Genomic DNA, 26403 nt, shown 5'->3' with positions numbered 1-26403 from the left:
TGTAAAGCTGTGAAACTCATTTACTGATTGGGGCTGGCCGGTATCGGCCGGCCCCTTTCATTTCATCGGGATCGGAATTCAAGTCAGGATATGGCTGAGAACGCGAAAAGTGGCGATAGCAAGATCGCAGACGCTCAGAGGCTAATGTATCAGGGTGATTTTGAGGGAGCCATAGATCGCCTTTCAGATCAACTTGACCCCACGTCGCCAGACATCGAAGCCCTATATCTGACCGCTGTTTGTCATCGGTATCTCAAGCAACATGATCAAGCCTTGGAGCTTGTTCAGCAGCTGAAACAAATTGTTCCTGACTTCGGCCGTGCTCTTCAGGAAGAAGGTCATGTCTTTCGCGATTCCGGTCAGATGGATCGCGCTTTGGAGGCCTATCGCCGTGCCTGCCAAAGCAATCCGGCGCTTCACGCCAGCTGGAACTCGCAGGCGAAAATCCTGGCTTCACAAGGCAATCTTGAGGCTTCGGCTGCTGCGAAGGCGCAGGCGGACCGTCTGAATTCGCTGCCCAAGGAGCTGGTGGCGGTCACCCACCTTATGCATGAAGGCAAGATCCTGAAGGCAGAAAGCCTTTGTCGCAACTTCCTGATCGTCAATAAGACCCATGTCGAAGGGATGCGGCTGCTGGCCGAAATTGGCGTTCGGTTGGGCGTCATGGAAGATGCCGAGTTCCTGCTTGAAAGCGCGCTGGAGTTTGAACCGGCAAATATACAGGTGCGGATCGATTATGTGCAGGTCCTGCGCAAACGGCAAAAGTTCAAGGCGGCGCTCGAGCAAGCGAAGCACCTCTATGACACCGATCCGTCCAGCCCGGTTTTTCAATCGCTCTACGCTATAGAAGCGATGCAGACGGGTGACTACGAGCAGGCATTCGATCTGTTCGATAAGGTCTTGGAGAAGCTGCCCGATGATCCTTCAACTCTAACGTCGCGCGGCCATGCGCTCAAAACGGTTGGCCGGCACGATGATGCGATCAAATCTTACCAAAGTGCCTTTGCCGTCGACCCTGGGTTTGGCGATGCCTATTATGGGCTGGCCAATCTCAAAACCTACAGATTCAGCGATGCCGAGCTTAAGCAGATGCACGAGCAGCTAGAGCATGACCGGTTGACCTACCTCAATCAGGTCCATGTCTGCTTTGCCTTGGGCAAGGCTCATGAAGATCGCGGCGAGTATGAAAAATCGTTCAAATTCTACGAGGAAGGAAACGGGCTCAAGCGCACCCAGTCTCGCTATGAGGCGAAGGTGATGACGGCGGAATTTGATGCCCAGATCGAGCATTGTGACCGTGATCTGTTTGCCAAGCATGCCGGAGCAGGCTGTGCGGCCAAAGATCCGATCTTTGTGGTTGGGCTGCCTCGTGCTGGATCGACATTGATCGAGCAGATATTGGCGTCACATTCGCAGATCGACGGAACGCTCGAACTGCCGAACATCCTGACCCTTTCCCACCAGCTGAGGGGGCGCAAGCTCGAGAGCGGGAAATCGGAATATCCAAGGGTTCTGCGCGAGCTAACCGCTAAGCAACTGTCGGATATGGGACAGGACTACATCGACAGTACTGCCATCCACCGTCAGGGTGCGGCCTACTTTGTAGACAAGATGCCCAACAATTTCCGGCATATAGGGCTGATCCATCTGATATTGCCCAATGCCAAGATCATCGATGCTCGGCGAGAGCCGATGGCGTGCTGCTTCTCGGGCTTCAAGCAGCTCTTCGCCGAAGGTCAGGAGTTCACTTACGGGCTTCATGAAGTCGGCAGCTATTACCGCGATTACGTTGGCCTCATGGAGCATTGGGAAGAAGTCCTGCCCGGTCGGATTCTGCGCGTCCAGCACGAGGATGTTCTGGACGACCTCGAAGGGCAGGTCGCAAGAATTCTCGATTATGTCGGCGTGCCGTTTGAACAGGCCTGCGTTGAATTTCACAAGACGAAACGCGCCGTTCGAACCGCAAGTTCGGAACAAGTGCGACAGCCCATTAACAAGTCGGCGGTCGATCAATGGCGCAACTTTGAGCCATGGCTTGATCCGCTAAAAGAGGCGCTAGGGCCGACGCGCGAGCAATATCGGTGAGGGCCACCTCACAGGTAACACACGGGGAGATAAGGAATTGAGCACAGTTCAGCTGACATTGGATGAGGTTCATAGCCTCGCTGCCGAGACGCTTACGCGGCATGGCTGCGACGATGAGAATGCAGGTGCTGTGGCACGGGTGATCACTGATGCAGAACGGGACGGGTGCCACTCACATGGTCTGATGCGGATGGCCGGTTATGTCGCCACTCTCAAGTCAGGCAAGGTCAACGGCAAAGCGAGGCCAAAGGTTGAGCAGATCGCGCCTGCGGTTGTGCGCGTCGATGGCGACGGCGGCTTTGCCCCGATGGCGCTGTTGGCGGGGCGGCAACCCCTGATCGATTGCGCAAGAAAAAACGGGATCGCGGCGCTAGCGTTGGTCGACATCTATCACTTCGCGGCACTTTGGGCAGAGATCGAGCCTCTGGCCGAGGCAGGCCTGTGTGCGCTCGCCTGCACATCCTATAAACCTGCGGTGATACCGGCGGGCGGCAAGAAAGCGCTGTACGGGACCAACCCGATCGCCTTTGGCTGGCCGCGCAAGTCCGGCGAGCCTGTCGTATTCGACCAAGCCACATCGGTAGTCGCGCGCGGCGAAGTTATGTTGGCGGCGCGCGAAGGGCACCAGATGGCTGAAGGGGTAGGCGTCGACGCAGATGGTAATCCGACCACTGATCCGAACGCCATCCTCGAAGGTTCACTGCTCGCGTTCGGCGGACACAAGGGCTCTTCGCTTGCGATGATGGTCGAATTGCTTGCAGGCGGGTTGATCGGAGAGAGTTTCAGCTTTGAGGCGGCCAAGCGCGATAACAATGACGGCGGACCGCCCCAAGGCGGCGAGTTCATCCTTGCGATGGACCCCGGCATGTTTGGCGATCGTGAAGGCTGGCTCGATCATAGCGAGACATTGTTCGAAAAAATCACTGAGCAGGAAGGCGTGCGTCTTCCCGGTGACCGCAGGCGGACAAATCGGGAGCGCAATCTGCGCGATGGGATTTCGCTGCCGCAATCGGTATATGACAAGATCCTCCAGCTCTAGCGAGCAGCATTAGAGAGACGCGCCATCAAGCAGTTCGGTATCACCCTGCGGCACTTGCGTGCATTCGTGGCAGTCGGTCAGCTCGAGAGTTTCAAGCTGGCCGCGCGCGAGCTCCTGAGAACTCAACCCGCCGTCTCACTGGCCATCAGCCAGCTTGAGGAAGCTGTTGGGGTCAAGCTGCTCGAACGCACCACGCGCAAGGTGTTGCTGACGACCGAAGGCGAGCATTTCATGCCGGTTGCCGCGCGACTCATCCGCGACTTTGATGCGGCGTTGTCGGACCTCAATGCAACGTCCGAGCGGCGAAGCGGGCATGTCAGCCTTGCAGTGCTTCCTTCGGTTGCGACCCGTCTCCTGCCCGAGGTGTGCCGCCAGTTCTCTGAAGAGTTCCCTGGAATCTCGGTTCACATGATCGACGACAATTCCAAGGGTATCGAGCAGCGGTTGGCCCGCAACGAGGTCGACTTCGGGATCGGCGGACGGCCTCGCGGGCGCACGGATCTCGACTATCGCTTGCTGCTGGAGGACAGGATCGAGCTGATCTGCCACCGCGACCATCCGTTGGCGCAGGAGAAGGGGCCGATTGCTTGGACAGAATTGGAAGGCCACCGGTTCTTGGATTCCGGCCTGCATAACTTGACCAAGGCGCAAGATCTGATCGGTAAGACGCAGTATGAGTTTTCGACCACGACCCTGCTCTTCGCCATGCTTAAGGCGAATTTCGGGGTTACTGTCCTGCCTTCGCTGGCGGCACAGAACGCCGATCCTGAGCTGGTGTCGCGTCCTTTGGTTGACCCCGAGGATACGCGCTCAATCTTCCTCATCACCAAGAAAGGTTGGTCGCTCTCACCAGCCGGCGAGGCGATGATCGAGACAATCCTTCAGACGATTCCAGCGATTGTCGAGCAACTGCGGCTGAAAAACGTGAGGGTCCGGTATACCGACACCGATTTCAAGGATCTGGTCTCGCTTCACGTCGGGGCTTCTCACAGCGGATAAATTTTGCTTATGAAATCGCAGAATTCCGTTGATGGCGATTATGCAAGGTAATCAATCCATTGATTATAAAGTGATTTATAATAAATATCGTAATTTTATCATTGGATACAGTTATCTAACTTGCCTCTCGCCAAACGACTGGTGAGAACGCAAACGGGCTCTCGATTTTTGATTGGCCCGGGAGATTGATTGTGACGGAAACCTACAGAAACCTCATCGACGGCAATTGGGCTGACGGGGGCGATCTAGTCGCGAACATCAATCCATCCGATCATTCGGACATTATTGGCCACTACTCGGCTGCCAGCGTTGACGATGTCGAGCAGGCGATTGCAGCGGCGCGACGTGCTGTTCCGGTCTGGGTGGCGACTGGACTGGAGCAGCGCAAGGCGGCACTTGATTTCATCGGTGACGAGCTAATCGCGCGCTGCGAAGAGATCGGACATGTCATCGCGCGCGAAGAAGGCAAGACGATCGCTGAAGGCAAAGGCGAGGCGTTTCGTTCGGGCCAGTTCTTCCAGTATTATGCGGCTGAATGCCTGCGCCAGATCGGCGAGCAGGCAGCGTCTGTGCGTCCCGGTGTCGATGTCGAAGTGACGCGCGAGCCGGTTGGTGTGGTTGGCGTGATAACGCCGTGGAATTTCCCCGTTGCGGTTGCAGCCTGGAAGATTGCCCCCGCCTTGGCCTTCGGCAATTGCGTCGTCCTCAAGCCTTCGGAAACGGTTCCCGCAAGCGCGGCGATCCTTGCTGATATCATTCACCGCAGTGGAGTTCCTGCAGGTGTGTTCAACATGGTCATCGGCAAGGGGCGCGATATTGGCAATGCTCTAGCCGGTGCGCCTGACATCGACGCCATCACGTTTACCGGATCGGTCGGAGTTGGCAGGCAGATCGCCCAGAATGCGATCCAGAACATGGCGCGCATCCAGCTCGAGATGGGCAGCAAGAATGCGCTCGTGGTCCTCAATGATGCGGATATGGACCTCGCTGTCCAATGCGCGATTGGTGGAGCATTCTTTGGCACAGGGCAAAAGTGCACGGCCTCGTCGCGATTGGTAGTTGAACAAGGCGTGCATGACGAATTCGTCGAGCGGATGATTGCGGCGGCTGATGCGCTCGTCGTCGGGCATGCGCTCGATGAGGCGACACAAATTGGCCCAGTCGTGACAGAGCGTCAATTGCAGCAGAATCTCGACTATCTGGAACTCGGCAAAAACGAAGGGGCCGAGCTGGCAACTGGCGGCGATCTTCTGAAGCTGGCCACCAAAGGCAACTTCATGCGGCCTGCCATCTTCACCGGCACCAGCAACGCGATGCGGATCAATCGCGAAGAGATATTCGGGCCGATCACGAGCATCATCAAGGTTGCGGATTATGATGAAGCGCTGGCGGTGTCCAATGACACCGATTTCGGGCTTACATCAGGCATCATGACCAACTCGCTGAACCGGGTGCGCCACTTCAAACGGCACTCGCAATCGGGCTGCGTGATGGTCAACCTCCCGACCGCTGGGACCGACTACCACGTTCCCTTCGGTGGCCGGAAAGCCTCGAGCTATGGCCCGCGCGAGCAGGGCACATACGCCAAGGACTTCTACACGATTGTCAAGACCACTTACATCGGCGGATAGGGGTAGCGCAGAAATGACCAAGGACGATCTGCTGATCATCGATGCCCTTCAGTATGTGAACTGGAACAGGGAATTGTTCGAGCAGGCCCGCGAGGGCGGTCTCGATGCTATCCACGTAACGATTACCTACTGGGAAAACTTCGCCGAAGCCGAAGCCAATATCGCGCAATGGGAACGCCATTTTTCAGAGTGCGGCGACTTGGTCATGCCGGTGAAAAAGGCAAGTGACATCGAGGCGGCACGCGAAGCGGGCAGGATTGGGATTATCCTCGGCTTTCAGAATTGCTCGCCGGTGGAAGATGATTTGCACAATGTCGCGCGGCTGCACGACATGGGCGTGCGGATCATGCAGCTCAGCTATAACAATCAAAGCCTGCTTGCGACGGGCTGCTACGAGGATGATGACGCTGGCATCACCCGTTTCGGGCGCGAGGTTATCAAGGAGATGAACCGTGTCGGCATGCTGATCGACATGTCCCACAGCGCAGAGAAATCGACCTTGCAGGCGATCGAGCTCTCGCAGCGCCCAATCGCAATCACCCACGCCAACCCCTCCAGTTTCCATGCGGCTTTGCGCAACAAGTCGGAGGATGTGCTCAAAGCGCTTTCGGAATCGGGCGGTATGCTGGGTGTCAGCCTGTATCCCTTCCACTTGCACAACGGGCCGGATTGCAAGCGCGAGGAATTTTGCCAGATGGTGTACGATGCGGCCAATCTGATGGGCATTGATCGAGTCGGTATTGGTTCGGATCTCTGCCAGAACTGGGGTTACGAAACGTTGGAATGGATGCGCAGCGGCAAATGGACCTTCAAGCCTGATTACGGCGAAGGCAGCGCTGCAAATGCTGACTGGCCGCGCCAACCGGACTGGTTCCGCGACAGCCGCGACTTTATGAACCTTGCGCATGGCCTGCGCGATACTGGTTTTTCGGAAGACGAAGTGCGCAAGGTGATGGGGGGTAACTGGCTCGAATTCTTCCGTGATGCATTTGCACCGGCTTCCGGTGCAGGCGCCTGAGCCGCGACCGGATATGATCTGATGCTCGACAATCGCCGTATCATTGAGTCCGACAACGACTTGGACCTGCGGCCTGCGAATGTTGTTATGGATCTCGAGCGGTTGGGCAAGCTGCATCCCTATAGGCTCAGCTTCATGCGCTCGCTTGTTCGTAAGATCAGCCGTGAGAAATGGAAGATTGCACGCTCTGATCATACGTTGGATGAGCGTGGCCACGGGCATGTCGTCTACGAGATTTGCACCCCAAACAAACTGTTCAGCTTCGTCGCTTTTGCCAAGCATCTCGAGCCGGAAAATCGCAGCGACCGGGTGATTGCAGAAGACTGGGACATGACCGTGACGTTGTGCGAAGGCAAAGTCGATGCCGAGCGGCTGGAACGGCTGCGCGCCAATGTGCCTTTGCAGGAAAACGGCCGAATTGATTCAACTTGTCTGGTGCTGTCGCGCGCCAACAAGAGCGTGCGCAATTTCGATTATGTTGTCGATTGCCTATGCGAGGGCAACCAGCCTTCAGTCGATTTTCTGGCAAAGGTTGGATATCTCTATCGCACCACGGCGGTTTACGGCAGCGGCAAGTTCGGCCTAGCCGACTGGCGAAGGGTCCGATCCGAATACGCTGATTTCTGCCGACCTTTCATGGCAGAAATGCTGGTTTGCTACATGATCCGGCAGTTCAGCCTCGACCAAGTCGAACATATTGCGCACCATCGGACCGGTGGCAACCACGCCTCGCTCGATCCCGCGCTTAAGCGCTACATCGGCATTGGTAATGCAACGGGCCTGGGCATGGCGCCGTACCTTATAAACCATCCCCTGCTGATAAGCCGCTGGGTCGAAGCGCGCGAAACGGCGCTCGCTCTGGTCCTCCGCGACGGCGTATTCGACCAGCATCGGTTCGATCGTTTCCGCGCCATCGCCAGACAAGCAATCCAGCATCTTAGGGAGATTGCGACCGACAATCTCGAGCAGAATGCTATCAATGATCGCACGCGGCAAGAATTGACGTCTCTGCTCTCGCAGATCGATGACGGCACGCCGCCGGGTTCGTGGCAGGAGATCATGGACCTTGCACAGGATACGGTCGGTACCGAAGCTCGCGAACTTGCCTGCTCGATCATGATGGAAGTGCAACCCGAATTGATCGACGAACTGGAAGATCTGCTATGCGAGGAAGAGGAATATCGCCTCATTCCCGAAATGCCGCTCGCTGAATTGCGCCGCGTGATCGAGAATCGCTACGACTGGGCACTGGCCTATGATTTCACGCAGGAAAAGGCGCGCGCGACCTTCTGGTACCGATCCGAAGAAAAGATGGAACCGCGGCTCGGATTGCGTGGGCAAGAACCGGGAGAGGACCGTGAGATGCTGCTCGGCATCGCCTACGCCGTGCAGCAATGTCATCAGGATTTGGTCAAGTGCGTCTTGCCCGAAGACCATGAGACCGTGGCTGGTTTCGCTATGGCTCACCCGCAGCACCGGCGAATTCTGCGGCGTATCCAAACTATGGCGCAAACGCATTACGGGGAAATCCGTGCGAACCTGCTCGATGCAGACGTGCTCCCGATACATCTGCTTCGCTGCAAATTGTCATTTTTCGGCGTCGGGAAGTTCGATCCGCGTTCACGGTTGTGGGTGCGCAACACGATGTTTCAGGGGGCACCATTGCCTGCAGAACTGAGTGCTTCGGATTGCGATGAATGGTACTTCCCGGTGAAACCGCAGTTCGCCTGATGCCGGAAGCGGATGTGAGCAGAGGTCCAGCCTTGTCACGCAATGAGTTGCTTGCATTCTTGCGCCGTGTTTTCGAAGCCCTGCTAGGCAAAAGATGCGATTATGAAGCCGTTGCCGAGCAAATTGTCTGGCTCGAATGCCATGGGCTAGGCGGGCTCGATATGCTGCGTGCTTGTCTGACACGGCTCGATCTTGAGGAGCAGAATGTCGAAAGCCATCTACCAGGCGCATTTTCGGTAGGTGGTGGGGCGATCGATCTGGATGCTGGCGGTGGGAGCCTCCTGTGCTTCGGCGATCTGTTGACGGATATGCTGATCGTGCAAAGCGCCGAACAGGGGAGCTGCCGGATCGAGATTGCCGATCTGCGCGAAGGGCAGGCAGTTCTCCCGCAGCTTCACCGCATGGCGCTGGCGGGTTGCTTTGCCGCCGCCCGGGTCCGGAATCCGCAAGATGGCACAAGCTGGAGCGCGCATATAACCGCCGCGTCACGCCTCCCTGCGTTGAGCGGATGTAGCGGTTCGTCTGGATGCGCCGACGCAGTTTCGATGAGCCTCATTTGCGCTTCCAGCGAACCAGCTTTGCGCAGCGCAATGCATGCATTCGATCCCCATTGGCCTGAGCCAACGATTGCTTCTGACCAATTGGCAGCGAACTACAAACGGAGTCTCGATAGTGGCATCCCGGTTGGCGACCTTTCCGCGCTCGCCGCTATTGCTGATCGTGTGCTCGTCGAAGCGACTGAAGAATCGCGGCGTGGGGCGGGCGAATAGCGCTTTTCTGCGGGCCGGATTAGGCGCGCTAATGAAGCGGGTTAGAAGACCTCATCAGCTATCTTATCGCCCGCGCTCTGCGTAGTCTCACAGACCGATGCAGCACTACTCTATCCTCTCCCTGCTCAAGAATGCAGCCACAGGGCACCGCAATTGGGAGCGGGCATGGCGTGCGCCGCAGCCAAAGTCTTCGTATGACGTAATCATCGTCGGCGGCGGAGGGCATGGTCTTGCCGCCGCCTACTACCTCGCCAAGCTTCACGGCATCAGCAATGTCGCCGTGCTGGAGAAGGGCTGGCTCGGCGGTGGGAATGTTGGCCGCAACACTACGATTATCCGTTCGAACTACCTGCTGCCCGGTAACAGCCGGTTTTACGAGCATGCGATGAAACTGTGGGAAGGGCTGTCGCTCGATCTCAATTACAATGTGATGTTTTCGCAGCGCGGAGTGATCAACCTCGCGCATAGCCCGGCGCAGATTGATGCCTTTGCGAGGCGCGGCAATGCGATGCGGATGGAGGGGATCGACGCGGAGCTGCTAACGCCGCAGCAGATCAAGCGCCGCATCCCCTCGATCGACATCAGCACGAATACCCGCTTTCCGATCCTAGGCGGGTTGTGCCAGCCGCGTGGCGGCACCGCCCGGCACGATGCGGTTGCGTGGGGCTATGCCCGTGCAGCCGATGCGCTGGGGGTCGACATAATCCAGAATTGCGAAGTGACCGGGTTTATCCGCCAAGGTGATCGCGTCGTCGGGGTCGAAACCAACCAAGGTGAAATCCGCGCTCCAAAAGTCGGGGTTTCGGTTGCGGGTAGCACATCGGAAGTGATGCGGCGGGCAGGGATCGAGCGTCTCCCGATTGAATCGCATGTCCTCCAGGCCTTCGTTTCCGAGCCGCTTAAGCCGCTAATCGACACCGTTGTCACTTTCGGTGCAGGCCATCTCTATATCTCGCAATCGGACAAGGGCGGGTTGGTCTTTGGCGGCGATATCGATGGCTATAACAGCTATGCCAGCCGTGGAAATCTGCCGGTATTCGAGCATGTCGCTGCTGCTGCGGTGACGCTCTTGCCCAACCTCTCGCGCCTGCGGTTGCTGCGCAATTGGGGCGGGATCATGGACATGTCGATGGATGGCAGTCCGATCATTGATGTCGGCCCGCTGCCCGGAATGTATCTCAATGCTGGCTGGTGTTACGGAGGCTTTAAGGCGACCCCGGCTGCTGGCTGGTGCTTTGCTCACACCATCGCGCAGGATCGCCCGCATGAACTCAATCAGGCGTTCGCACTCGATCGTTTTGCGGCCGGAAGAGCGCTGGACGAAAAGGGCATGGGCCCGCATCCGAGGCTCCACTGATGCGGATCGAATGTCCTCATTGCGGCCTGCGCGATCACGGCGAATTCGGCTATCTCGGCGATGCCAGCGTCAAGCGGCCGGAACACGGCGAAACTGATATGGCGCATTGGAATGAGTTTGTGTTCCAGCGCTCCAATCCTCGCGGTGCGCATTTCGAATATTGGCAGCACAATGCCGGTTGCCGCGCGATCCTGCGGGTTGAGCGCGACACGCTCTCGCACCAGATACAGTCGGTCGCTCTCGAAGGGGAGTGGAGCTGATGGCCGGCTATCGACTTCCTTCCGGCGGGACCGGAATCGACCGCGACGCGCCCTTGCGGTTCTCCTTTGACAACAAGGAGCTTCAGGGGCTCGCCGGTGATACGCTCGCATCGGCACTCCTTGCAAATGGCCGAACTGTCGTCGCCCGATCCTTCAAGTATCACCGTCCGCGGGGCGTATTCAGCGCGGGGCATGAAGAGCCCAATGCGCTGGTCACATTGGGCAGCGGCGGCCGGACCGAGCCCAACGCAAAAGCGCCCGTAACCGAACTCTATGTAGGATTGGAAGCGCGGAGCCAGAATGCCTGGCCTTCCCCGCGCTTTGACCTGATGGCGGTAAACCAGTTGGCATCGCCGCTGTTCGTTGCGGGCTTTTACTACAAGACCTTTATGGGCACCGGTCAGCGTTTCTGGCACTTCTGCGAGCGTTTTATCCGGCGCGCGGCAGGAATGGGCGCTGCGGGATCGGAGGTCGATCCTGACCGCTACGAGCGGGCAAACCTGTTCGCCGATGTGCTTGTTATCGGAGGCGGCGCCGCAGGGATCGCAGCGGCGCGTGCCGCGGCATCGTCTGGAAGCAAGGTCCTGCTGGTGGACGAGAATGCGGCAGTCGGCGGTTCCTTGCCCGAAGATGAAGGGACTATTGACGGGCTGGCCCCGCTTGAATGGGCCTCATCGGCTTTGGACGGGCGCAGCAATCTTACTGTCATGCCGCGCACTACGGTTTACGGCTATTTCGACGGCAATGTGCTGGGCGGCGTCGAGCGTGTGGCAGATCATCTGGACGCGCCCGCAGCCGGGCAACCACGCCTGCGCCACTTGAAGATCTACGCTGGCAAGGTGGTCATAGCGACTGGCAGTGTCGAACGACCTCTGGTGTTTGCTGGTAACGACAAACCAGGCGTGATGCTTGCTCAGGCAGGCCTTAAATACGCCCATCGATACGGCGTTGCGGTCGGACGCAAAATTGTCATCACCGGCAATAATGACAGCATCTACGACGCCGCGCGGGCGCTCACTGGGCTAGGCGTCAATGTAACCGCGCTGGTCGATATGAGGTCCGATCCACCTGCAGCGCTGGCGGAGAGCATAGAGCAGCTCGGCATTCGCGTTATCGCCGGGCACGCAATTTACCGTGCGCGCGGGTTTCAGGCGTTGAAATCGGTCGAAATCGCTCCCTTTGCTCAAGGTGCTGTTCAAGAAGGTCAGTCCCAACGCCTTGATTGCGACGCCTTGCTTGTTTCGGGCGGTTTTACTCCGATGGTCAATCTGTGCAGTCAGGCAGGCGCGCCCCCCGTTTATGACGCAACGATCGACGGCTTCCTCCCGGGCGAGCCGCTGCAGGACTGGATCGCTGCGGGCGCGGCAAACGGAGCCATGGACCTCGCTGCGGCGATAGCATCTGGTCACGCGGCCGGAAGCGCGGCAGGTGGATCGGACCAAGGCAAAGCTCCGCGTGTCGCAGGAGGCATCGCGCAGGCCAATCTCGGCGCTCCGGCCTGCATAACGACTCCCGGCAAAAGCTTTGTCGACTTGCAACACGACGTGACGGCCAAGGATATCGAACTCGCTCACCGCGAAGGCTTTCGCTCGATCGAGCATGTCAAGCGCTACACCACGCTCGGCATGGCGGCGGATCAGGGTAAGACCTCCAACGTCAATGCAATCGCGTTGATGGCCGGACTGCAGGGACTTGCTCCCGAGCAGGTGGGTACAACGCGTTTTCGCCCGCCATATACACCTGTCGCGTTGGGTGCGTTGGCCGGGCGCGAAGTGGGTCAAGATTTCAAGCCTCTCAGGCGCACTCCCATGCACGACTGGCATGTCGCGCACGGGGCGGAAATGATCGATGCGGGCACTTGGGTGCGACCACGCGTCTATCGGACCCATGCCGACGAAACCCTGTTCGATGCCTATGTGCGTGAAGCGCGCGCGGTGCGCGAAAGTGTCGGGATCGTTGATGTAACGACGCTCGGGAAAATTGACGTGCAAGGCCCCGATGCGGCTGAATTCCTCAATCGGCTCTATGCTAATCCCTTTCTCAAAGTGCCGGTGGGTAAGGCGCGCTACGGCGCGATGCTGCGCGAAGACGGAATCCTCTACGATGATGGGACCACCTGGCGGTTGGCGGAAAACCATTTCCTAACCACCACCACCACAGCGCGCGCCGCAGGTGTGCTGGTCGAAATGGAGCGACTGCTGGCGGTGGAGTGGCCTGAATTGAAGGTCCACGTCACCTCGGTAAGCGATCAATGGGCGGCCATGGCCGTCGCGGGACCCAATTCGCGTCGCACGCTGCAAAAGGTCTTGACCGATCTTGATATCGAGAACGATGCTTTCCCGTCGATGGCCGTAGGTGAGGGCAAGATCGGCGACAGTAACGTAATGGTCGCGCGCCTCTCCTTCTCGGGTGAGCTTGCCTATGAAGTCTATTGCGGCAGCCGTGATGGAACTCGCGTCTGGGAAGCGATCATGGCGGCGGGCGAAGAGTTTTCGATCACGCCCTACGGCACCGAGGCACTTGGCACACTCCGCATCGAGAAGGGGCACATCAGCGGGCCCGAACTCGACGGGCGCACCACGCTAGACGACATTGGTCTAGGCAAGATGGCCTCGCGCAACAAAGCCTATGTCGGATCAGTCCTGCTAGACCGCGAAGGATTGCTGGAGGACGATCGGCTGCAATTGGTCGGTCTGATTTCAACCGATCGAAAACCTCTGTTGGCGGGTGCGCAGCTAGTCGACCCGGTGCAACCGAAACTCCCACTGGGCCATGTCACCTCGACCACATTCAGCCCTGCGCTCGATGAGTTCATCGCGCTCGCGCTCATCTCCGGTGGCAGAGCGCGGATCGGTGGTGAAATGTGTGCCCTTTTCCCGATGCGGGACGAAGCCAACGCAGTGAGACTGGTCGATCCGATTTTCTTCGATCCTCAAGGAGAGCGGGCTCATGGTTGAGATCTTGATTGAGCCAGTTTCTTATCGAAGTACATTCGCAGCAAACATGTGGCGGGAGAGCGCGGTTGAGGCTGCGGTGCAGCTAGAGACCGATCTCGGACTCGCGGTTCCGCGGCAGCCGAACCGGTTTACCGAGGACGAAGGGAAGATCGCGGCTTGTCTCAGTCCGGGGCGCTATCTGGTGCTCGCCGAAAATAGCCAGATCTTCCTCAAAGTCGCGCAGAGCTGTGATGCCGGACTTATCTCGCTGGTGCAGCTAGACCACAGCCGCGAGGCATTCCGGTTGAGCGGCAAGCAAGCAGCGCGGCTTTTGATGAAAGGCGTAGCCATCGACCTTGACGAGAGCGCTTTTCCGGTTGGCTCGCTATTCCAGTCTTCAATTCACGATATTGGCGTGATTGCCCTGCGGCGAGAAGCATCGAGCTTCGACCTGCTCGTTTACAAAAGCTTTGGCGTTTCGTTTCATCATTGGTTGCAAGATGCAGCGATGGAGTTTTCCTGATTAAGCGCATAAGGTTGCCGGATTGCCAGGAGAGCAGGATTTGAAACTTCCAGTTGGCTTCGACATTCACTCGCTTGAAGTGTTCATGTTGACCGCCGAACTGGGCGGGATGACTCAGAGCGCAGAACATCTGGGGATGACCCAATCGGCCGTGTCGCAGATCGTTTCCAAGCTGGAGAGCGCGCTCGACACACGCCTGTTTGATCGGACCACCCGCCCATTGACGCTAACCGCCAGCGGCCGGTTCCTTCTCAATGACGGTGCCCGCCTCGTGTCAGAGGCCAAGCGGCTGGCTGCTGAGATCAGGGGTATCGGCAATTTGCCGATGAACAGTGTCACCATCGCCATGGCCGAAAGCATGGCCAATCTCGTCACCGTCCCTCTGCTGCGCGAGTTGGGCGGCAATGCGGGGCAATGGTTGATCCGTTCGGGAACCTCGCTGACACAGCAGGAGGATTTTCTCAATCGCAAGATTGATATTCTGGTCACTGCCGGTTCGGACCTGGGGGGAAGCGAGAATCTCGACCGGCTCCCGATCTTCGATGAGGAGTTCGTGCTTGCGTTCCCAACCAGCTTTGCGGGCGCTGCGGACCACATCGGCGATATTCCCGAACTGCCGTTTATCCGGTACTCGCTGCAATCCGCCATCGGCATGCGGATAGAGAGCCAGCTGTCCCGCATGCGCAGCCATCTGCGAAACTCGGTCGAGGTCGATTCCACCGCGCAGCAACTGACCGCCATCAGCGAAGGGCTTGGTTGGGGCATTACCACGCCGCTCTGCCTTGCGAGCCATCCGGCTTTGTTCGACCGGTTAAGGGTCGAGCCGATGCGCCAAGCGCAATTCCGCCGTTACTTCACGCTGATTTCACGCAAAGGCGAATTCGGCGACTTGCCGGCGAAGCTGGCCACGTCGATCCGCGGAGCAATCCAGGATGTCGGACTAGACCCTCTATTCGCCGCGCACCCATGGCTGGATCAGAAAGTCAGATGGTCCGAGACCACAAAAGCAGGCTGAGTAATCTGCACATTGTTTTTGGCTAATCATGCCAGTCAGCCACCATGCGGCACGCGTATTAATACGTTGAAATACAATGCAAAAACTGCATTCTTGGTGTTGATCGGATTAACCTCGTTTGAGCCCGTCAACGCGGGCTTATTGTCAACGGCAATGGATTGCGTCACTTCTCAAAACTGAAGTTTTGCCGCCTTGCGCGATAACCGATTGGACCTGCATTGAGCACCGAAGCTCGCATCGAAGAAATCTGTGCCCAGCATTTGGGGCGGCGAGGGCCGCTATTGCCAATCCTGCATGACGTGCAGGCTGAATTTGGCTGTATCGACGAAGCGGCAGAAAAGGCTGTGGCGAAGGCGCTCAACCTTAGCCGTGCTGAGGTTCACGGCGTTGTCAGCTTCTATCACGATTTCAAACCTGCTCACGATCCGCGCCCAGAAGTGCAGATCTGCCGCGCAGAAGCCTGCAAGGCGCGCGGGGCAGAAGCGCTGATTGCGGATGCTGAGAAGGCTGCGGGCAGCCGGGTGCGTCTGGGCACGGTCTATTGTCTTGGCCTTTGCAGCGTTGGTCCCAATGCGCGGATTGGCGACACTCTCCATTCGCGTCTTGATGCTGACGCTCTCCGCCAAGTGATCGAACGCGCATGACCTTAGTAAGAATTTCTGACGACAGCCTGGCAAAGGCGTGCGGTGCCGATAGCTTGGCGGCAGCTTTTGAGGCGGCCGGGGCGCGTGTGGAGCGGGTCTCAAGTTGGGGCATGCACTGGCTCGAACCGCTGGTTGAAATTGACGGCAACGGGTTCGGGCCTGCGGGCGCCGAAGACGTGGCGGCAATCCTCGACGGGTCGAGTGACAAGGCAATTGGCGCGATTGCGGATCATGCCTTTATCGCCTCGCAGCAGCGTCTGACTTTCGCCCGCGCAGGCCTCACTCGCCCCCTAAGTCTGGAAGATTACGAAGCGACTGGCGGTTGGGCCGGGTTGCGGCGGGCACAGGGGATCGGCGCAGACCAGATCCTCGAAGAAGTTACGACATCCGGCCTGCGCGGGCGTGGCGGCGCTGGCTTTCCCGCCGGTATCAAATGGCAGACCGTCGCGAGGGCCGCGGGCGACGAGAAATACATCGTCTGCAATGCCGATGAAGGCGACAGCGCGACCTTTGCCGATCGCATGGTGATGGAAGGCGATCCTTACGCTCTGATCGAGGGGATGGCGATCGCCGGACTCGCAGTCGGGGCGGGGCATGGATTTATCTACCTGCGCAGCGAATACCCCGATGCGATCGCCAAGATGGAAGCGGCCATCAAGCTTTCGGCAGCTACCGTTGCTCCTTTCGTGCTCGAAGTGCGCGTCGGTGCAGGGGCCTATGTCTGCGGCGAGGAGACCTCGCTGCTCAACAGTCTGGAGGGCAAGCGGGGCGAAGTTCGCGCAAAGCCGCCGCTACCCGCGCTCGAAGGGCTGTTCGGCAAGCCGACCGTTGTCAACAATGTGCTGACACTGGCGGCAGTGCCGCACATCCTTTCCGAAGGCGGTGCGGCTCTTTACGAAAGCTTGGGCGTCGAACGTTCGAAAGGCACAATGCCGATCCAGCTTGCGGGCAATATCAAGCATGGCGGGCTATACGAGACAGCCTTTGGCATTTCGATGGATAAGCTCGTCAATGAAATCGGAGGCGGAACGGCCTCGGGGCGCCCGGTGAAAGCGGCGCAGGTTGGCGGTCCGCTGGGCGCCTATATCCACCCTGACCAGTTTGATCTGCCGTTCGACTACGAGGCGTTTACCGCGGCAGGCGGACTGATCGGTCACGGCGGGATCACTGTTTTTGACGACACAGCCGACATGGGCGGCATGGCGCGTTTTGCGTTCGAATTTTGTGCGGCAGAAAGCTGCGGCAAGTGCACGCCTTGCCGCATCGGCGCGGTGCGCGGGGTCGAGATTGTCGACCGGATCATGGCTGGTGGCCGCGAGCCCGACAGGCTCGAACTGGCCCCGCAAATGCACAACACCGTCAAGACGCCTCGCGGCAAGTCAGATGAGGTCGAGCTTCTCACTGACCTGTGCGAGGTCATGAAGGACGGTTCACTCTGCGCGCTTGGCGGCTTCACGCCTTATCCTGTGATGAGCGCGCTGGAACATTGGCCCGAGGATTTTGGCCTGGAGAAGACGCCGTGATCCTGGGTGCAGTCCTGGCGGGCGGGCAATCGAGCCGTTTTGGCAGCGACAAGGCCGATGCTGAATTGCGCGGGTTGACGCTGCTCGAGCGCGCCATTGAAAGCCTGAAGGCCATGTGCGCCAGCGTTATAGTCGTTGGACGCGAACACGCATCGGCACCGTCAGTGCCAGATTGGCCGCGCGCGGGGATGGGGCCTCTCGGCGGGATCGCCGGAGCGCTGCGCCATGCAGATGAGCAGGGTTTTTCCGGCGTCCTTACCTGCGGCGTGGACAGTGTTGCTCTACCGAAAGACCTGCGCGAGTGCCTTGATCCGGCACCTGCTTTTGTCGCGAGCCAGCCGGTGATCGGGCATTGGCCGACTGACACTCTGCCAACAATCGAAAGCATCTTGCAGGGCGATGGCAGGCATTCGGTGATCGCCTTCGCCAAAGCAATTGGCGCGCGCGACGTGCAGCTTGCCGTCAAACCTGATAATATCAACACACCGGCCGATCTTGCGGCTGCGGAGACCCGTCATGACCTATGAGCGCCAGAAGGACTTCGGAACGCCCGAAAGCCGTGCGAGTGAGCGGGTAACGCTGACGATAGACGGGCGCAGTGTGACTGTGCCTGCTGGAACCAGCGTCATGCGCGCCGCGCGCGAAAGTGGCGGGGATATTCCCAGCCTGTGTGCGACGGATAACGTCAAGAGCTTTGGCTCGTGCCGCATGTGTCTGGTCGAGATCGACGGGCGGCGCGGCACGCCTGCCAGCTGCACCACACCTGCTGAAGATGGGATGGTCGTCCACACCCAGAATTCGCGGCTCGCAAAGCTGCGGCGCGGGGTGATGGAGCTCTATATCTCCGACCATCCGCTCGACTGCCTCACCTGCAGCGCAAACAATGATTGCGAGCTTCAGGACACCGCTGCCGAAGTGGGCCTGCGCGATGTGCGCTATGGCTATGAGGGTGAAAATCATCTGGGGGTCGAGACCGACACCTCTAACCCCTATTTCGACTTTGATCCCAGCAAATGCATCGCCTGTTCGCGCTGTGTGCGTGCCTGTGACGAGGTGCAGGGAACGCTCGCGCTGACGGTTGACGGACGTGGATTTGCTTCGATGATCAGCGCCGGTTCCAAGACCGACGATTTTCTTTCCAGCGAATGCGTCAGCTGCGGTGCCTGTGTGCAAGCTTGTCCGACAGCGACCTTGCGCGAGAAGAGTGTGAAAGAGCTGGGTAAGCCTGAGCGCTCAGTCGTCACGACCTGCGCTTATTGCGGGGTAGGCTGCACTTTCCGGGCGGAAATGAAGGGCGAACAGCTCGTCCGGATGGTCCCTTACAAGGATGGCAAGGCCAATCGCGGGCATTCCTGCGTCAAAGGCCGCTTCGCATGGGGTTATGCGAACCACGACGACCGCATCACCGCGCCAATGATCCGCGACAGCATTGACGAGCCGTGGCGTGAGGTTTCGTGGGACGAAGCGATCAGCTTCACGGCCAACCGCTTGCAGGCGATCAAGGGCGAGCACGGGCCGCGTGCGCTGGGGGGTATCACCTCCAGCCGCTGCACCAATGAAGAGACGTTTCTGGTTCAGAAAATGATCCGCAGCGTGTTTGGTGCGAACAATGTCGATACCTGCGCGCGCGTCTGCCATTCGCCGACCGGATACGGGCTTAAGACAACTTTCGGAACGAGCGCAGGCACGCAGGACTTCGACAGTGTCGAGCACACTGATGTCGCGCTGGTAATTGGCGCCAACCCCACCGATGGTCACCCGGTCTTTGCGAGCCGCCTGAAGAAGCGTCTGCGCGAAGGGGCCAAACTGATCGTTATCGATCCGCGCAGGATCGACCTCGTGCGCACCCCGCATGTCGAAGCCGCCCATCACCTTCCGCTGCAACCCGGCACCAATGTTGCTGTGCTGACCGCGATGGCGCATGTCATCGTCACCGAAGGGCTCGCAGATGAGGAATTCATCCGCGAGCGCTGCGACGTTGATGCCTATGAGGACTGGGCGCGTTTCGTTTCTGATGAGCGCCATTCGCCCGAAACGCTCGAGCCGGTCACACGCGTTCCCGCCGCAGAGCTGCGCGGTGCCGCGCGGCTTTTCGCCACTGGCGGTAATGGCGCGATCTATTACGGCCTCGGCGTGACGGAGCACAGTCAGGGTTCTTCGACCGTGATGGCCATTGCCAACCTTGCAATGGCAACCGGCAATATCGGCCGCAAGGGCGTCGGCGTGAACCCGCTGCGCGGCCAGAACAACGTGCAGGGCGCCTGCGACATGGGCAGCTTCCCGCATGAACTGCCCGGCTATCGCCACCTGTCAGACACGGCAACGCGCGAACTGTTTGAACAGGATTGGGGTGTCAGCCTTGATCCGGAGCCGGGCCTGCGCATTCCCAACATGCTCGACGCCGCCGTCGATGGCAGTTTCAAGGCGATCTACATTCAGGGGGAAGATATCCTCCAATCCGATCCCAACACCAAACATGTCGCCGCCGGCCTTTCGGCGATGGAATGCGTGATCGTCCACGACCTCTTCCTCAACGAGACAGCGAACTACGCGCACGTCTTCCTGCCGGGCAGCACTTTCCTTGAAAAGAACGGCACCTTCACCAATGCCGAGCGGCGCATCCAGCCGGTCCGCAAGGTGATGGAACCAGCCAATGGCTACGAAGACTGGCAGGTTACGCAATTGCTCGCCAATGCACTTGGCGCAGGGTGGGATTATGACCATCCGAGCAAGATCCTAGACGAGATCGCGCGCCTCACTGCCAGTTTCGCAGGCGTGAACTGGCAGATGCTGCAGGAACGCGGCAGTGTGCAGTGGCCCGTGAACGAGAAGCATCCCGATGGCTCGCCAGTGATGCACATGGAAGGTTTCGTGCGCGGCAAAGGCCTGTTCGTGGTCACCGATTACGTGCCGACCGACGAGAAGACCGGCCCGCGCTTCCCGCTCCTGCTGACCACTGGACGCATTCTCAGCCAGTACAATGTCGGCGCGCAGACCCGGCGCACCGCCAATACCGTCTGGCATCAAGAGGACATTCTGGAAGTCCACCCGGTCGATGCGGAAAATCGCGGCCTCAAAGACGGTGACTGGACAAAATTGGCCAGCCGGACAGGGGAAACCACTTTGCGTGTCACTGTTACTGACCGCGTGGCGCCCGGCGTGGTCTACACCACCTTCCACCACCCTGCGACGCAGGCCAATGTTGTCACCACGGACTATTCGGACTGGGCGACCAATTGCCCCGAATATAAGGTTACGGCTGTGCAGGTAACTCCGTCCAACGGCCCGACCGACTGGCAGGAAGACTACCGCGAACTTTCCGAGCGCAGCCGCCGGATCGAGACCGATGCGAAGGAACCGGCCGAATGACGGCTCAAGCATCTGGAAGGCAGCAGGTGGAGCGGCTGTGGCGCTATGCCAACCAGATTGCCAAGAATTTCGTTGCCATTGGCCATGATCGGGCAGTGCTGGCGACCGCCGATCACATCGAGAGCTTTTGGGATCCGCGGATGAAAGCGGCGATTTTTGCCAGCGACCGCAGCGGGCTCGATCCCATCGCAGCCGCCGCGATCACTCATCTGGAATCGAAGGGTAATCCCGGCTCGCAGACGCGCGCGACCGAATTCTCCACGCATGGGGGCTTGCACAATTCGGATGCCGGATAGCGCGAGGGAAATCTTCGCCGATGGCACCGCGCAGGACGTCTCGCGCAATTGGGTGCCAGAGGTTCCAGTGGCGCTGGAGTTCAACGGGCTGGCCTATGCGGTCATGATGGCAACGCCTACCGATCTTGAAGACTTCGTCCGAGGCTTTGCCCTGACAGAAGGATTGGCGGGTCATGTTGGCGAGATCGATTCCATCTCCATCGCCGAGACCGATAAGGGCATCGTTGCGCGGGCGCGATTGTCAGGATTGGGTGTCGAGCAATTGTCTGACCGGGTTCGAACCCGCGTCGCCGAAAGCTCTTGCGGGCTTTGCGGAATCGAAAATCTCGAAGCCGTAGGAAAGCCGTTGCCGAGGGTTGCAGACCATCAGGCGGCGAGCAGCGATGCAATCTTCGCCGCCATCGGCGCCATTCGCAGCCACCAGAGGCTCAATCAGCAAACCGGCGCTGCGCATGGCGCGGGATTTGCCGATATGTCAGGCGCAATCCTTGAAGTGCGTGAGGATGTCGGGCGGCACAATGCGATCGACAAACTCATCGGCGCATTGGCTGCTAGCGGGCGTGATATCGCGCAGGGCATTGTCATCTCTACAGCGCGCTGTTCCTATGAAATCGTCGAGAAAGTCGTGAAGGCAGGGGGGACGCGGCTTGTCACCGTCTCTTTGCCGACAAGCATGGCGGTCGAGCGGGCGCGTGATGCCGGGCTAAGCCTCACATGCCTTGCCCGAAACGACAGTTTTTTGCGGATTGAGCCATCCAAGGGCGGGCCTGTTTCCTCTTAAGGCGTCGCTTGAGGGGACGCAGGTGGTCGCTGGCTGGATAGTGGAAGCCGTCAATTGTGCCGTTTCGAGGCCGACCGGCCGCGCAGTCCTTGTGACACGCCGCTTTCGGCTTGGCATTTAAATCAGCACTTTCTATGCCAATTCATGCTGACAAAGTGTATGCTAGCGCCCATGCAAAAATCGGCGATCGGTTTTTCTTCATCGGAACTGAGGTAAGGCAATGAAGAAATGGCAAAAGCTTGTTGGCGGATTGCTGCTTGTGATCGTCCTCGCTGCTGCGCTGGCCTATGCGTTCCGGAGTGATCTGATCCTGTGGGCTGTGAAAAATCGCGCTCAACCGGACATTGCCGAGCAAACGCCGGATATTGATTGGCAGCAGGGGCCGGAGCAAGCCGCGGCTCCAATTGGTGAGCGTCCACCCAATGTAGTCCTCATTCTGGCTGATGATCTCGGCATCAACGATATTTCGACCTTTGGCGGAGGGGTTGCAGGCGGCCTTGTCCCGACCCCCAATATTGATCGCATCGCGGCAGAGGGTGTGAATTTCACTCAGGGCTATGCCGGAAACGCGACCTGCTCTCCATCACGCGCAATGCTGATGACGGGACGCTATGCGACCAGCACCGGTTTCGAGTTCACGCCAACTCCTGCGCAAATGGGCCGCGTGGTGGGCACGGTCTCACAGCAGATCAGGCCAGATCTTCCGCCCGGACAATTCGATGCCGATGCCGACGCGATGCGCCCGGCATACGAAGATCAGGGCCTGCCTGGCGAGGAAGTCACCTTGGCTGAGATGCTGGGAGAGAGCGGCTATCACAACATCCATATCGGCAAATGGCACCTCGGCGTCAGCGAGCAAGTCGATGCAATGGGGCAGGGGTTCGACGAGAGCCTGCTCATGAACGAAGGGCTCTATCTGCCCGAAGACAGCCCCGATGTTGTCAACGCGCAGCTCGATTTCGATCCGATTGACCGGTTTCTGTGGGCTTCGCAGCGCTTTGCCGGATCGTTCAATCGGTCACAGCTGTTTCGGCCCGGCGGCTATCTGACCGATTGGTGGACCGAGGAGGCGCTCGAAGCGATCGAGGCCAACCGGAACCGGCCGTTCTTCCTTTATGTCGGGCATTGGGCACCGCACACGCCTTTGCAAGCCACCCGCGAGGATTACGAGGCGGTCGGTGATATCCAGCCACATCGTCTGCGCGTCTATGCCGCGATGATCCGCGCGCTGGATCGCAGCGTGGGCGAAATCCTCGACAAGCTTGAGGAAGAAGGCCTTGCCGACAACACAGTGGTGATTTTCACCAGTGACAATGGCGGGGCGGGCTATATCGGACTGCCGCAAGTCAACGCGCCCTATCGCGGCTGGAAGCTGTCTTTGTTCGAAGGGGGCGTGCGCGTGCCGTTCATGATGCGGTGGCCGGCTGGCCTGCCTGCTGGGCGGACGGTTGAGCAGCCTGTGACCCATATCGACATCTTCCGCACCATTGCCTCGATCACCAAAGCCGGATTGCCCGAGCGCGCAATTGACGGAGTTGATCTCTTGCCGATCGCGAGCGGGACTGGCCCGCTCCTACGCGAGGATGAGGCGATCTACTGGCAAAGCGGGCCCTATTGGGCGGTCCGCGCGGGCGACTGGAAGTTCCAGATCGACCAGAAACAGGACAAAAACTGGCTGTTCAATCTCGCCGATGATCCAACCGAGCAGGTCAATCTGGTCGAGCAAGAGCCGCAAGTCGCGGCGCGTTTGCTGGACTTGCTCGAAGCGCACCATGAAGGTCGCACGCTTCTCTATCCTTCTTCGACTTCGATGCCGGTGATGATCGATAAATCACTCGCCGATCAGTACGAAGAGGGTGACGAGTTGATCTATTGGGCAAACTAGGAATGACGCGCATGAGTAAGGCGAAATGGATCTGGCTGGTGCTCCTCGCATCTGTTTATGCGGGCTTCTGGCATTGGTATGGCGGCAATGGCGACCCTATTTCCGAGGAAGAAGGGCTGGCGATGCTCGAGCGGGTCGAGCAGGTCCACGCAATCCGCATCGAGGATACGCCCGAAGGAAGCATGAGCCGCAATCTGCGCGCGATGCTGCCCCATGATGACGGCAAGGAATTTTACGCGGTAAATCTGGAGACTCGTGAAGAAGGAGCAGCCGCGCTCGAAGCTGAGGCGGACTATGCTGCTATCGTGTTTCCTTTGTTGCTGGAGCGGGGCGGGCATCCGGTCTTCGTTAGCGAGCGCGCCGGGTTGATGCTGGGCAAATATGGCGAGGAAATCGACCGAGTGGCGGTGGTTCGGTACCGATCCTTGCGCGACCTGCTCGATATGATTGCTGATGAGCGGATGGTGGAAGGCAATGCGTTCAAGACCGCTTCGCTTGCGCACACCGAAGTGTTCATCACCCGTCCAACGATCACCTTTGTGCAGGTCCGGCTGATGGTCGGCATGCTGCTGGCTCTGCTCGCTATCGCGGGGCTTGCGCTTATCGGGCGTGTGCAGAATCGGCGAGGCAGGCTCGATGCAGCCTGAACCGGCGAACAACCCCAATGGCCGGTTGATGACCGACCCGCCTGCATTGCTGCGTCACCTGATGCGGCGGATGTTTGACCGGGTGATCCAGCCTGAGAAGCGCGCCAAGGCCCGCGCCAAGGCTGAGAGCCAGCGGTTGCGCGATGGCGCGCCGCATGTCGTGGAATACTTCCACCAATCGGACGATCCCTATTCGCGCCTTGCCGAGCAGGTGCTCGGCCGGCTGTGCGAGCGCTACGATATCCAGCTTGTGCAGCACCAGATCCGCGCGAGTGGCGGCAAGAACCAGCCCGAGCTGCAAAAACTGGACAGCTGGGCGCAGCGCGATGCTGAATTGATCGCACCGCATTACGGGCTTGTTCGGCCATCTGAGTTGGAGCCAGAGGCAGGCACAAGTGCCAGCGAGGACACGCTCGATAAAGGCAGCGCGCGGCTGGCCGAGCTTGGCCATTATTCAGGCGCGATGTTCCACTATGCGGGCGAGTGGTATTGGGGCGTCGACCGGCTGTTTTACCTTGAACAGAGACTACGCGAATTGGGGGCCTGCCATGACACAGCCTTGCCCCATATCTGCCCGCGGCCGGAAATTGACGTTAGCGGTGTAGATGCGAGCCACCTCACGCTCGACTTCTACCCTTCGCTCAATTCGCCCTATACTTCGATTATCTATGACAAGGTTATCGCGGTGGCGCGCGAATGCGGGGTCTCGCTCAATCACAAGCCGGTGCTGCCAATGATCATGCGCGGCGTGCCTGCCACGCGGGAGAAGGGCATGTACATCATGTTCGACACCAAGCGCGAGGGCGAGCATCTGGGGGTTGGGTTCGGCCCGGTGATGACGCCGATCGGAGAGCCCACGCGGCAGGTTTACTCCCTGCTCCCCTGGGCACGAGAACAGGGGCGCGACACCGCGCTGATGTCTGCCGCGCTGCACCTCGCCTTCCGCGAAGGCGTGGGTCTTCATCGCAAGGCAGGCTTGAGGAAGGCGGTCGAGCGGGCAGGACTCGACTGGAGCGAAGCGCAGCAGCATCTCGGCAATGACGAATGGAAAGCGGAAACTGCGCGCTATCAGGCCGAAATGACCGAAGAACTTGGCCTATGGGGTGTGCCCAGCTTTCGCCTGCGCGGCGATGACGGCGAAGATGATCTGTGCGTCTGGGGGCAGGATCGCCTGTGGCTGGTCGCAAGCGAGATTCGCAGGCGATCTGGCAAGGGTGGAGCCGTGACGCAATGAGCGATACAGGAAACAAACCTATCCAGAGGGACGCATGAATCAGGCAAGCATTGCAATATCCGACGCGCTGAAAGCGGAAGCACCGCAAAGCGATGGCCGCCATGCGCGCAGTCAGGCCAGCCGGTCAAAAATTATCCAGGCATTGATGGACCTGATCGTGGCGGGCGACTTGAATCCCAGCACGGCCAATATTGCCAAGCAAGCTGGCGTGGGCCTGCGCTCGATCTTCCGGCATTTTGACGAAAAGGACGCCATGTATCGCGAAGTCGATGCGATCCTTGTCAAAGCCTATAAGCCGATCGTGGAAGCGCCTTATAAGTCGGACCGGTGGCAAGACCGCCTGAACGAGTTGATAGAGCGGCGCTGCGAGGTCAGCGAAGGGATTGCACCGTACCGGATTTCAACCGCTGCGGCGCGCCAGAAGTCGAAGTTTCTAAAGGAAAATTACCGGCGGCTGCATGAGGCGGAAAAGCAGCGGCTCAACGCGATCTTGCCTGATCGGATACACACCGAAACGGCCATCGGCCGCGCGATCATGGTAGCAACGAGCTTCGATACTTGGCGCCTGTTAAGGCAGGACGAAAATCTCTCTGCCAGCGAAACTGTCGAGGCGGTCAAGCAGCTGGTTGCGGATATAATTGAAAGTCTGGCGGACTAGCC

The 26403-nt window shown here is 59.1% G+C and carries 22 protein-coding genes; all 22 read left to right on the top strand.

Going from position 1 to position 26403, the window contains the following annotated elements; genetic code table 11:
- Nucleotides 1-27: 27 nt before the first annotated feature.
- A complete protein-coding gene (locus tag Q0887_RS07455) occupies nt 28-2085 on the top strand; it encodes a sulfotransferase (protein WP_363317647.1) in 2058 nt (685 codons plus the stop codon).
- Between the two features lie 37 nt (nt 2086-2122).
- Nucleotides 2123-3124, top strand: coding sequence for an Ldh family oxidoreductase (locus Q0887_RS07450; protein ID WP_299193637.1), 1002 nt, complete (start codon nt 2123-2125; stop codon nt 3122-3124).
- A gap of 54 nt (nt 3125-3178) precedes the next feature.
- A complete protein-coding gene (locus Q0887_RS07445; RefSeq protein ID WP_299193635.1) occupies nt 3179-4123 on the top strand; it encodes a LysR family transcriptional regulator in 945 nt (314 codons plus the stop codon).
- Nucleotides 4124-4314: 191 nt separating this feature from the next.
- Nucleotides 4315-5754 (top strand): aldehyde dehydrogenase family protein, encoded by a 1440-nt coding sequence (locus tag Q0887_RS07440; RefSeq protein ID WP_299193633.1) that lies wholly within the window; start codon nt 4315-4317, stop codon nt 5752-5754.
- 13 nt (nt 5755-5767) lie between these two features.
- Nucleotides 5768-6772 carry a membrane dipeptidase gene (locus Q0887_RS07435; protein ID WP_299193631.1) on the top strand — a complete coding sequence of 335 codons (1005 nt, stop codon included), beginning with the start codon at nt 5768-5770 and terminating at the stop codon, nt 6770-6772.
- Nucleotides 6773-6793: 21 nt separating this feature from the next.
- Nucleotides 6794-8503 carry a hypothetical protein gene (locus Q0887_RS07430; RefSeq protein WP_299193630.1) on the top strand — a complete coding sequence of 570 codons (1710 nt, stop codon included), beginning with the start codon at nt 6794-6796 and terminating at the stop codon, nt 8501-8503.
- Nucleotides 8470-9273 (top strand): DUF3726 domain-containing protein, encoded by an 804-nt coding sequence (locus Q0887_RS07425; protein WP_299193628.1) that lies wholly within the window; start codon nt 8470-8472, stop codon nt 9271-9273. Before Q0887_RS07430 ends, Q0887_RS07425 begins: the two co-directional genes overlap by 34 nt.
- A 97-nt stretch (nt 9274-9370) precedes the next feature.
- Entirely contained in the window at nt 9371-10630 is a 1260-nt protein-coding gene (locus Q0887_RS07420; protein ID WP_299193627.1) for a sarcosine oxidase subunit beta family protein, read from the top strand.
- Nucleotides 10630-10890: a sarcosine oxidase subunit delta gene (locus tag Q0887_RS07415; protein WP_299193625.1), complete on the top strand. Its 261-nt coding sequence runs from the start codon at nt 10630-10632 to the stop codon at nt 10888-10890. Before Q0887_RS07420 ends, Q0887_RS07415 begins: the two co-directional genes overlap by 1 nt.
- Complete coding sequence (locus tag Q0887_RS07410; protein ID WP_299193623.1) at nt 10890-13847, top strand: sarcosine oxidase subunit alpha family protein; 2958 nt, start codon at nt 10890-10892, stop codon at nt 13845-13847. The genes Q0887_RS07415 and Q0887_RS07410 overlap by 1 nt, the downstream gene beginning before the upstream one ends.
- On the top strand, nt 13840-14349 hold the full coding sequence (locus Q0887_RS07405) for a sarcosine oxidase subunit gamma family protein (RefSeq protein ID WP_299193621.1): 510 nt from the start codon (nt 13840-13842) through the stop codon (nt 14347-14349). Before Q0887_RS07410 ends, Q0887_RS07405 begins: the two co-directional genes overlap by 8 nt.
- Nucleotides 14350-14389: 40 nt before the next feature.
- The gene (locus Q0887_RS07400; protein WP_299193620.1) at nt 14390-15364 is read left to right on the top strand and encodes a LysR family transcriptional regulator; all 975 of its coding nucleotides are present in this window, start codon (nt 14390-14392) and stop codon (nt 15362-15364) included.
- Between the two features lie 218 nt (nt 15365-15582).
- Entirely contained in the window at nt 15583-16008 is a 426-nt protein-coding gene (locus Q0887_RS07395; RefSeq protein WP_299193618.1) for an NAD(P)H-dependent oxidoreductase subunit E, read from the top strand.
- Nucleotides 16005-17531 carry an NADH-ubiquinone oxidoreductase-F iron-sulfur binding region domain-containing protein gene (locus Q0887_RS07390; protein ID WP_299193616.1) on the top strand — a complete coding sequence of 509 codons (1527 nt, stop codon included), beginning with the start codon at nt 16005-16007 and terminating at the stop codon, nt 17529-17531. The genes Q0887_RS07395 and Q0887_RS07390 overlap by 4 nt, the downstream gene beginning before the upstream one ends.
- Nucleotides 17528-18058, top strand: coding sequence for a molybdenum cofactor guanylyltransferase (locus Q0887_RS07385; protein ID WP_299193614.1), 531 nt, complete (start codon nt 17528-17530; stop codon nt 18056-18058). The genes Q0887_RS07390 and Q0887_RS07385 overlap by 4 nt, the downstream gene beginning before the upstream one ends.
- Nucleotides 18048-20900: a formate dehydrogenase subunit alpha gene (gene fdhF / locus Q0887_RS07380; RefSeq protein ID WP_299193612.1), complete on the top strand. Its 2853-nt coding sequence runs from the start codon at nt 18048-18050 to the stop codon at nt 20898-20900. Before Q0887_RS07385 ends, fdhF begins: the two co-directional genes overlap by 11 nt.
- A complete protein-coding gene (locus Q0887_RS07375) occupies nt 20897-21196 on the top strand; it encodes a formate dehydrogenase subunit delta (protein WP_299193610.1) in 300 nt (99 codons plus the stop codon). The genes fdhF and Q0887_RS07375 overlap by 4 nt, the downstream gene beginning before the upstream one ends.
- A complete protein-coding gene (fdhD, locus tag Q0887_RS07370; protein ID WP_299193608.1) occupies nt 21186-21977 on the top strand; it encodes a formate dehydrogenase accessory sulfurtransferase FdhD in 792 nt (263 codons plus the stop codon). The genes Q0887_RS07375 and fdhD overlap by 11 nt, the downstream gene beginning before the upstream one ends.
- A gap of 220 nt (nt 21978-22197) precedes the next feature.
- The gene (locus Q0887_RS07365; protein WP_299193606.1) at nt 22198-23862 is read left to right on the top strand and encodes a sulfatase-like hydrolase/transferase; all 1665 of its coding nucleotides are present in this window, start codon (nt 22198-22200) and stop codon (nt 23860-23862) included.
- An 11-nt stretch (nt 23863-23873) separates the two neighbouring features.
- Complete coding sequence (locus tag Q0887_RS07360) at nt 23874-24509, top strand: hypothetical protein (RefSeq protein ID WP_299193604.1); 636 nt, start codon at nt 23874-23876, stop codon at nt 24507-24509.
- A complete protein-coding gene (locus Q0887_RS07355) occupies nt 24499-25743 on the top strand; it encodes a DsbA family protein (protein ID WP_299193602.1) in 1245 nt (414 codons plus the stop codon). The genes Q0887_RS07360 and Q0887_RS07355 overlap by 11 nt, the downstream gene beginning before the upstream one ends.
- Before the next feature lie 34 nt (nt 25744-25777).
- Nucleotides 25778-26401 (top strand): TetR/AcrR family transcriptional regulator, encoded by a 624-nt coding sequence (locus Q0887_RS07350; RefSeq protein WP_299193600.1) that lies wholly within the window; start codon nt 25778-25780, stop codon nt 26399-26401.
- Nucleotides 26402-26403: the final 2 nt, after the last annotated feature.

The sequence above is a fragment of the uncultured Erythrobacter sp. genome (genome assembly GCF_947492365.1).
GTDB lineage: Bacteria > Pseudomonadota > Alphaproteobacteria > Sphingomonadales > Sphingomonadaceae > Erythrobacter.
This window is presented reverse-complemented; position numbering and strand designations above follow the sequence as displayed.

Bases quoted from the DNA above. Each gene is read 5' to 3' on its own strand.
- Q0887_RS07435 (WP_299193631.1), top strand. From the start codon at position 5,768: ATGACCAAGGACGATCTGCTGATCATCGATGCCCTTCAGTATGTGAAC.
- Q0887_RS07430 (WP_299193630.1), top strand. From the start codon at position 6,794: ATGCTCGACAATCGCCGTATCATTGAGTCCGACAACGACTTGGACCTG.
- Q0887_RS07425 (WP_299193628.1), top strand. From the start codon at position 8,470: ATGGTACTTCCCGGTGAAACCGCAGTTCGCCTGATGCCGGAAGCGGAT.
- Q0887_RS07420 (WP_299193627.1), top strand. From the start codon at position 9,371: ATGCAGCACTACTCTATCCTCTCCCTGCTCAAGAATGCAGCCACAGGG.
- Q0887_RS07415 (WP_299193625.1), top strand. From the start codon at position 10,630: ATGCGGATCGAATGTCCTCATTGCGGCCTGCGCGATCACGGCGAATTC.
- Q0887_RS07410 (WP_299193623.1), top strand. From the start codon at position 10,890: ATGGCCGGCTATCGACTTCCTTCCGGCGGGACCGGAATCGACCGCGAC.
- Q0887_RS07405 (WP_299193621.1), top strand. From the start codon at position 13,840: ATGGTTGAGATCTTGATTGAGCCAGTTTCTTATCGAAGTACATTCGCA.
- Q0887_RS07390 (WP_299193616.1), top strand. From the start codon at position 16,005: ATGACCTTAGTAAGAATTTCTGACGACAGCCTGGCAAAGGCGTGCGGT.
- fdhF (WP_299193612.1), top strand. From the start codon at position 18,048: ATGACCTATGAGCGCCAGAAGGACTTCGGAACGCCCGAAAGCCGTGCG.
- Q0887_RS07375 (WP_299193610.1), top strand. From the start codon at position 20,897: ATGACGGCTCAAGCATCTGGAAGGCAGCAGGTGGAGCGGCTGTGGCGC.
- fdhD (WP_299193608.1), top strand. From the start codon at position 21,186: ATGCCGGATAGCGCGAGGGAAATCTTCGCCGATGGCACCGCGCAGGAC.
- Q0887_RS07365 (WP_299193606.1), top strand. From the start codon at position 22,198: ATGAAGAAATGGCAAAAGCTTGTTGGCGGATTGCTGCTTGTGATCGTC.
- Q0887_RS07360 (WP_299193604.1), top strand. From the start codon at position 23,874: ATGAGTAAGGCGAAATGGATCTGGCTGGTGCTCCTCGCATCTGTTTAT.
- Q0887_RS07355 (WP_299193602.1), top strand. From the start codon at position 24,499: ATGCAGCCTGAACCGGCGAACAACCCCAATGGCCGGTTGATGACCGAC.
- Q0887_RS07350 (WP_299193600.1), top strand. From the start codon at position 25,778: ATGAATCAGGCAAGCATTGCAATATCCGACGCGCTGAAAGCGGAAGCA.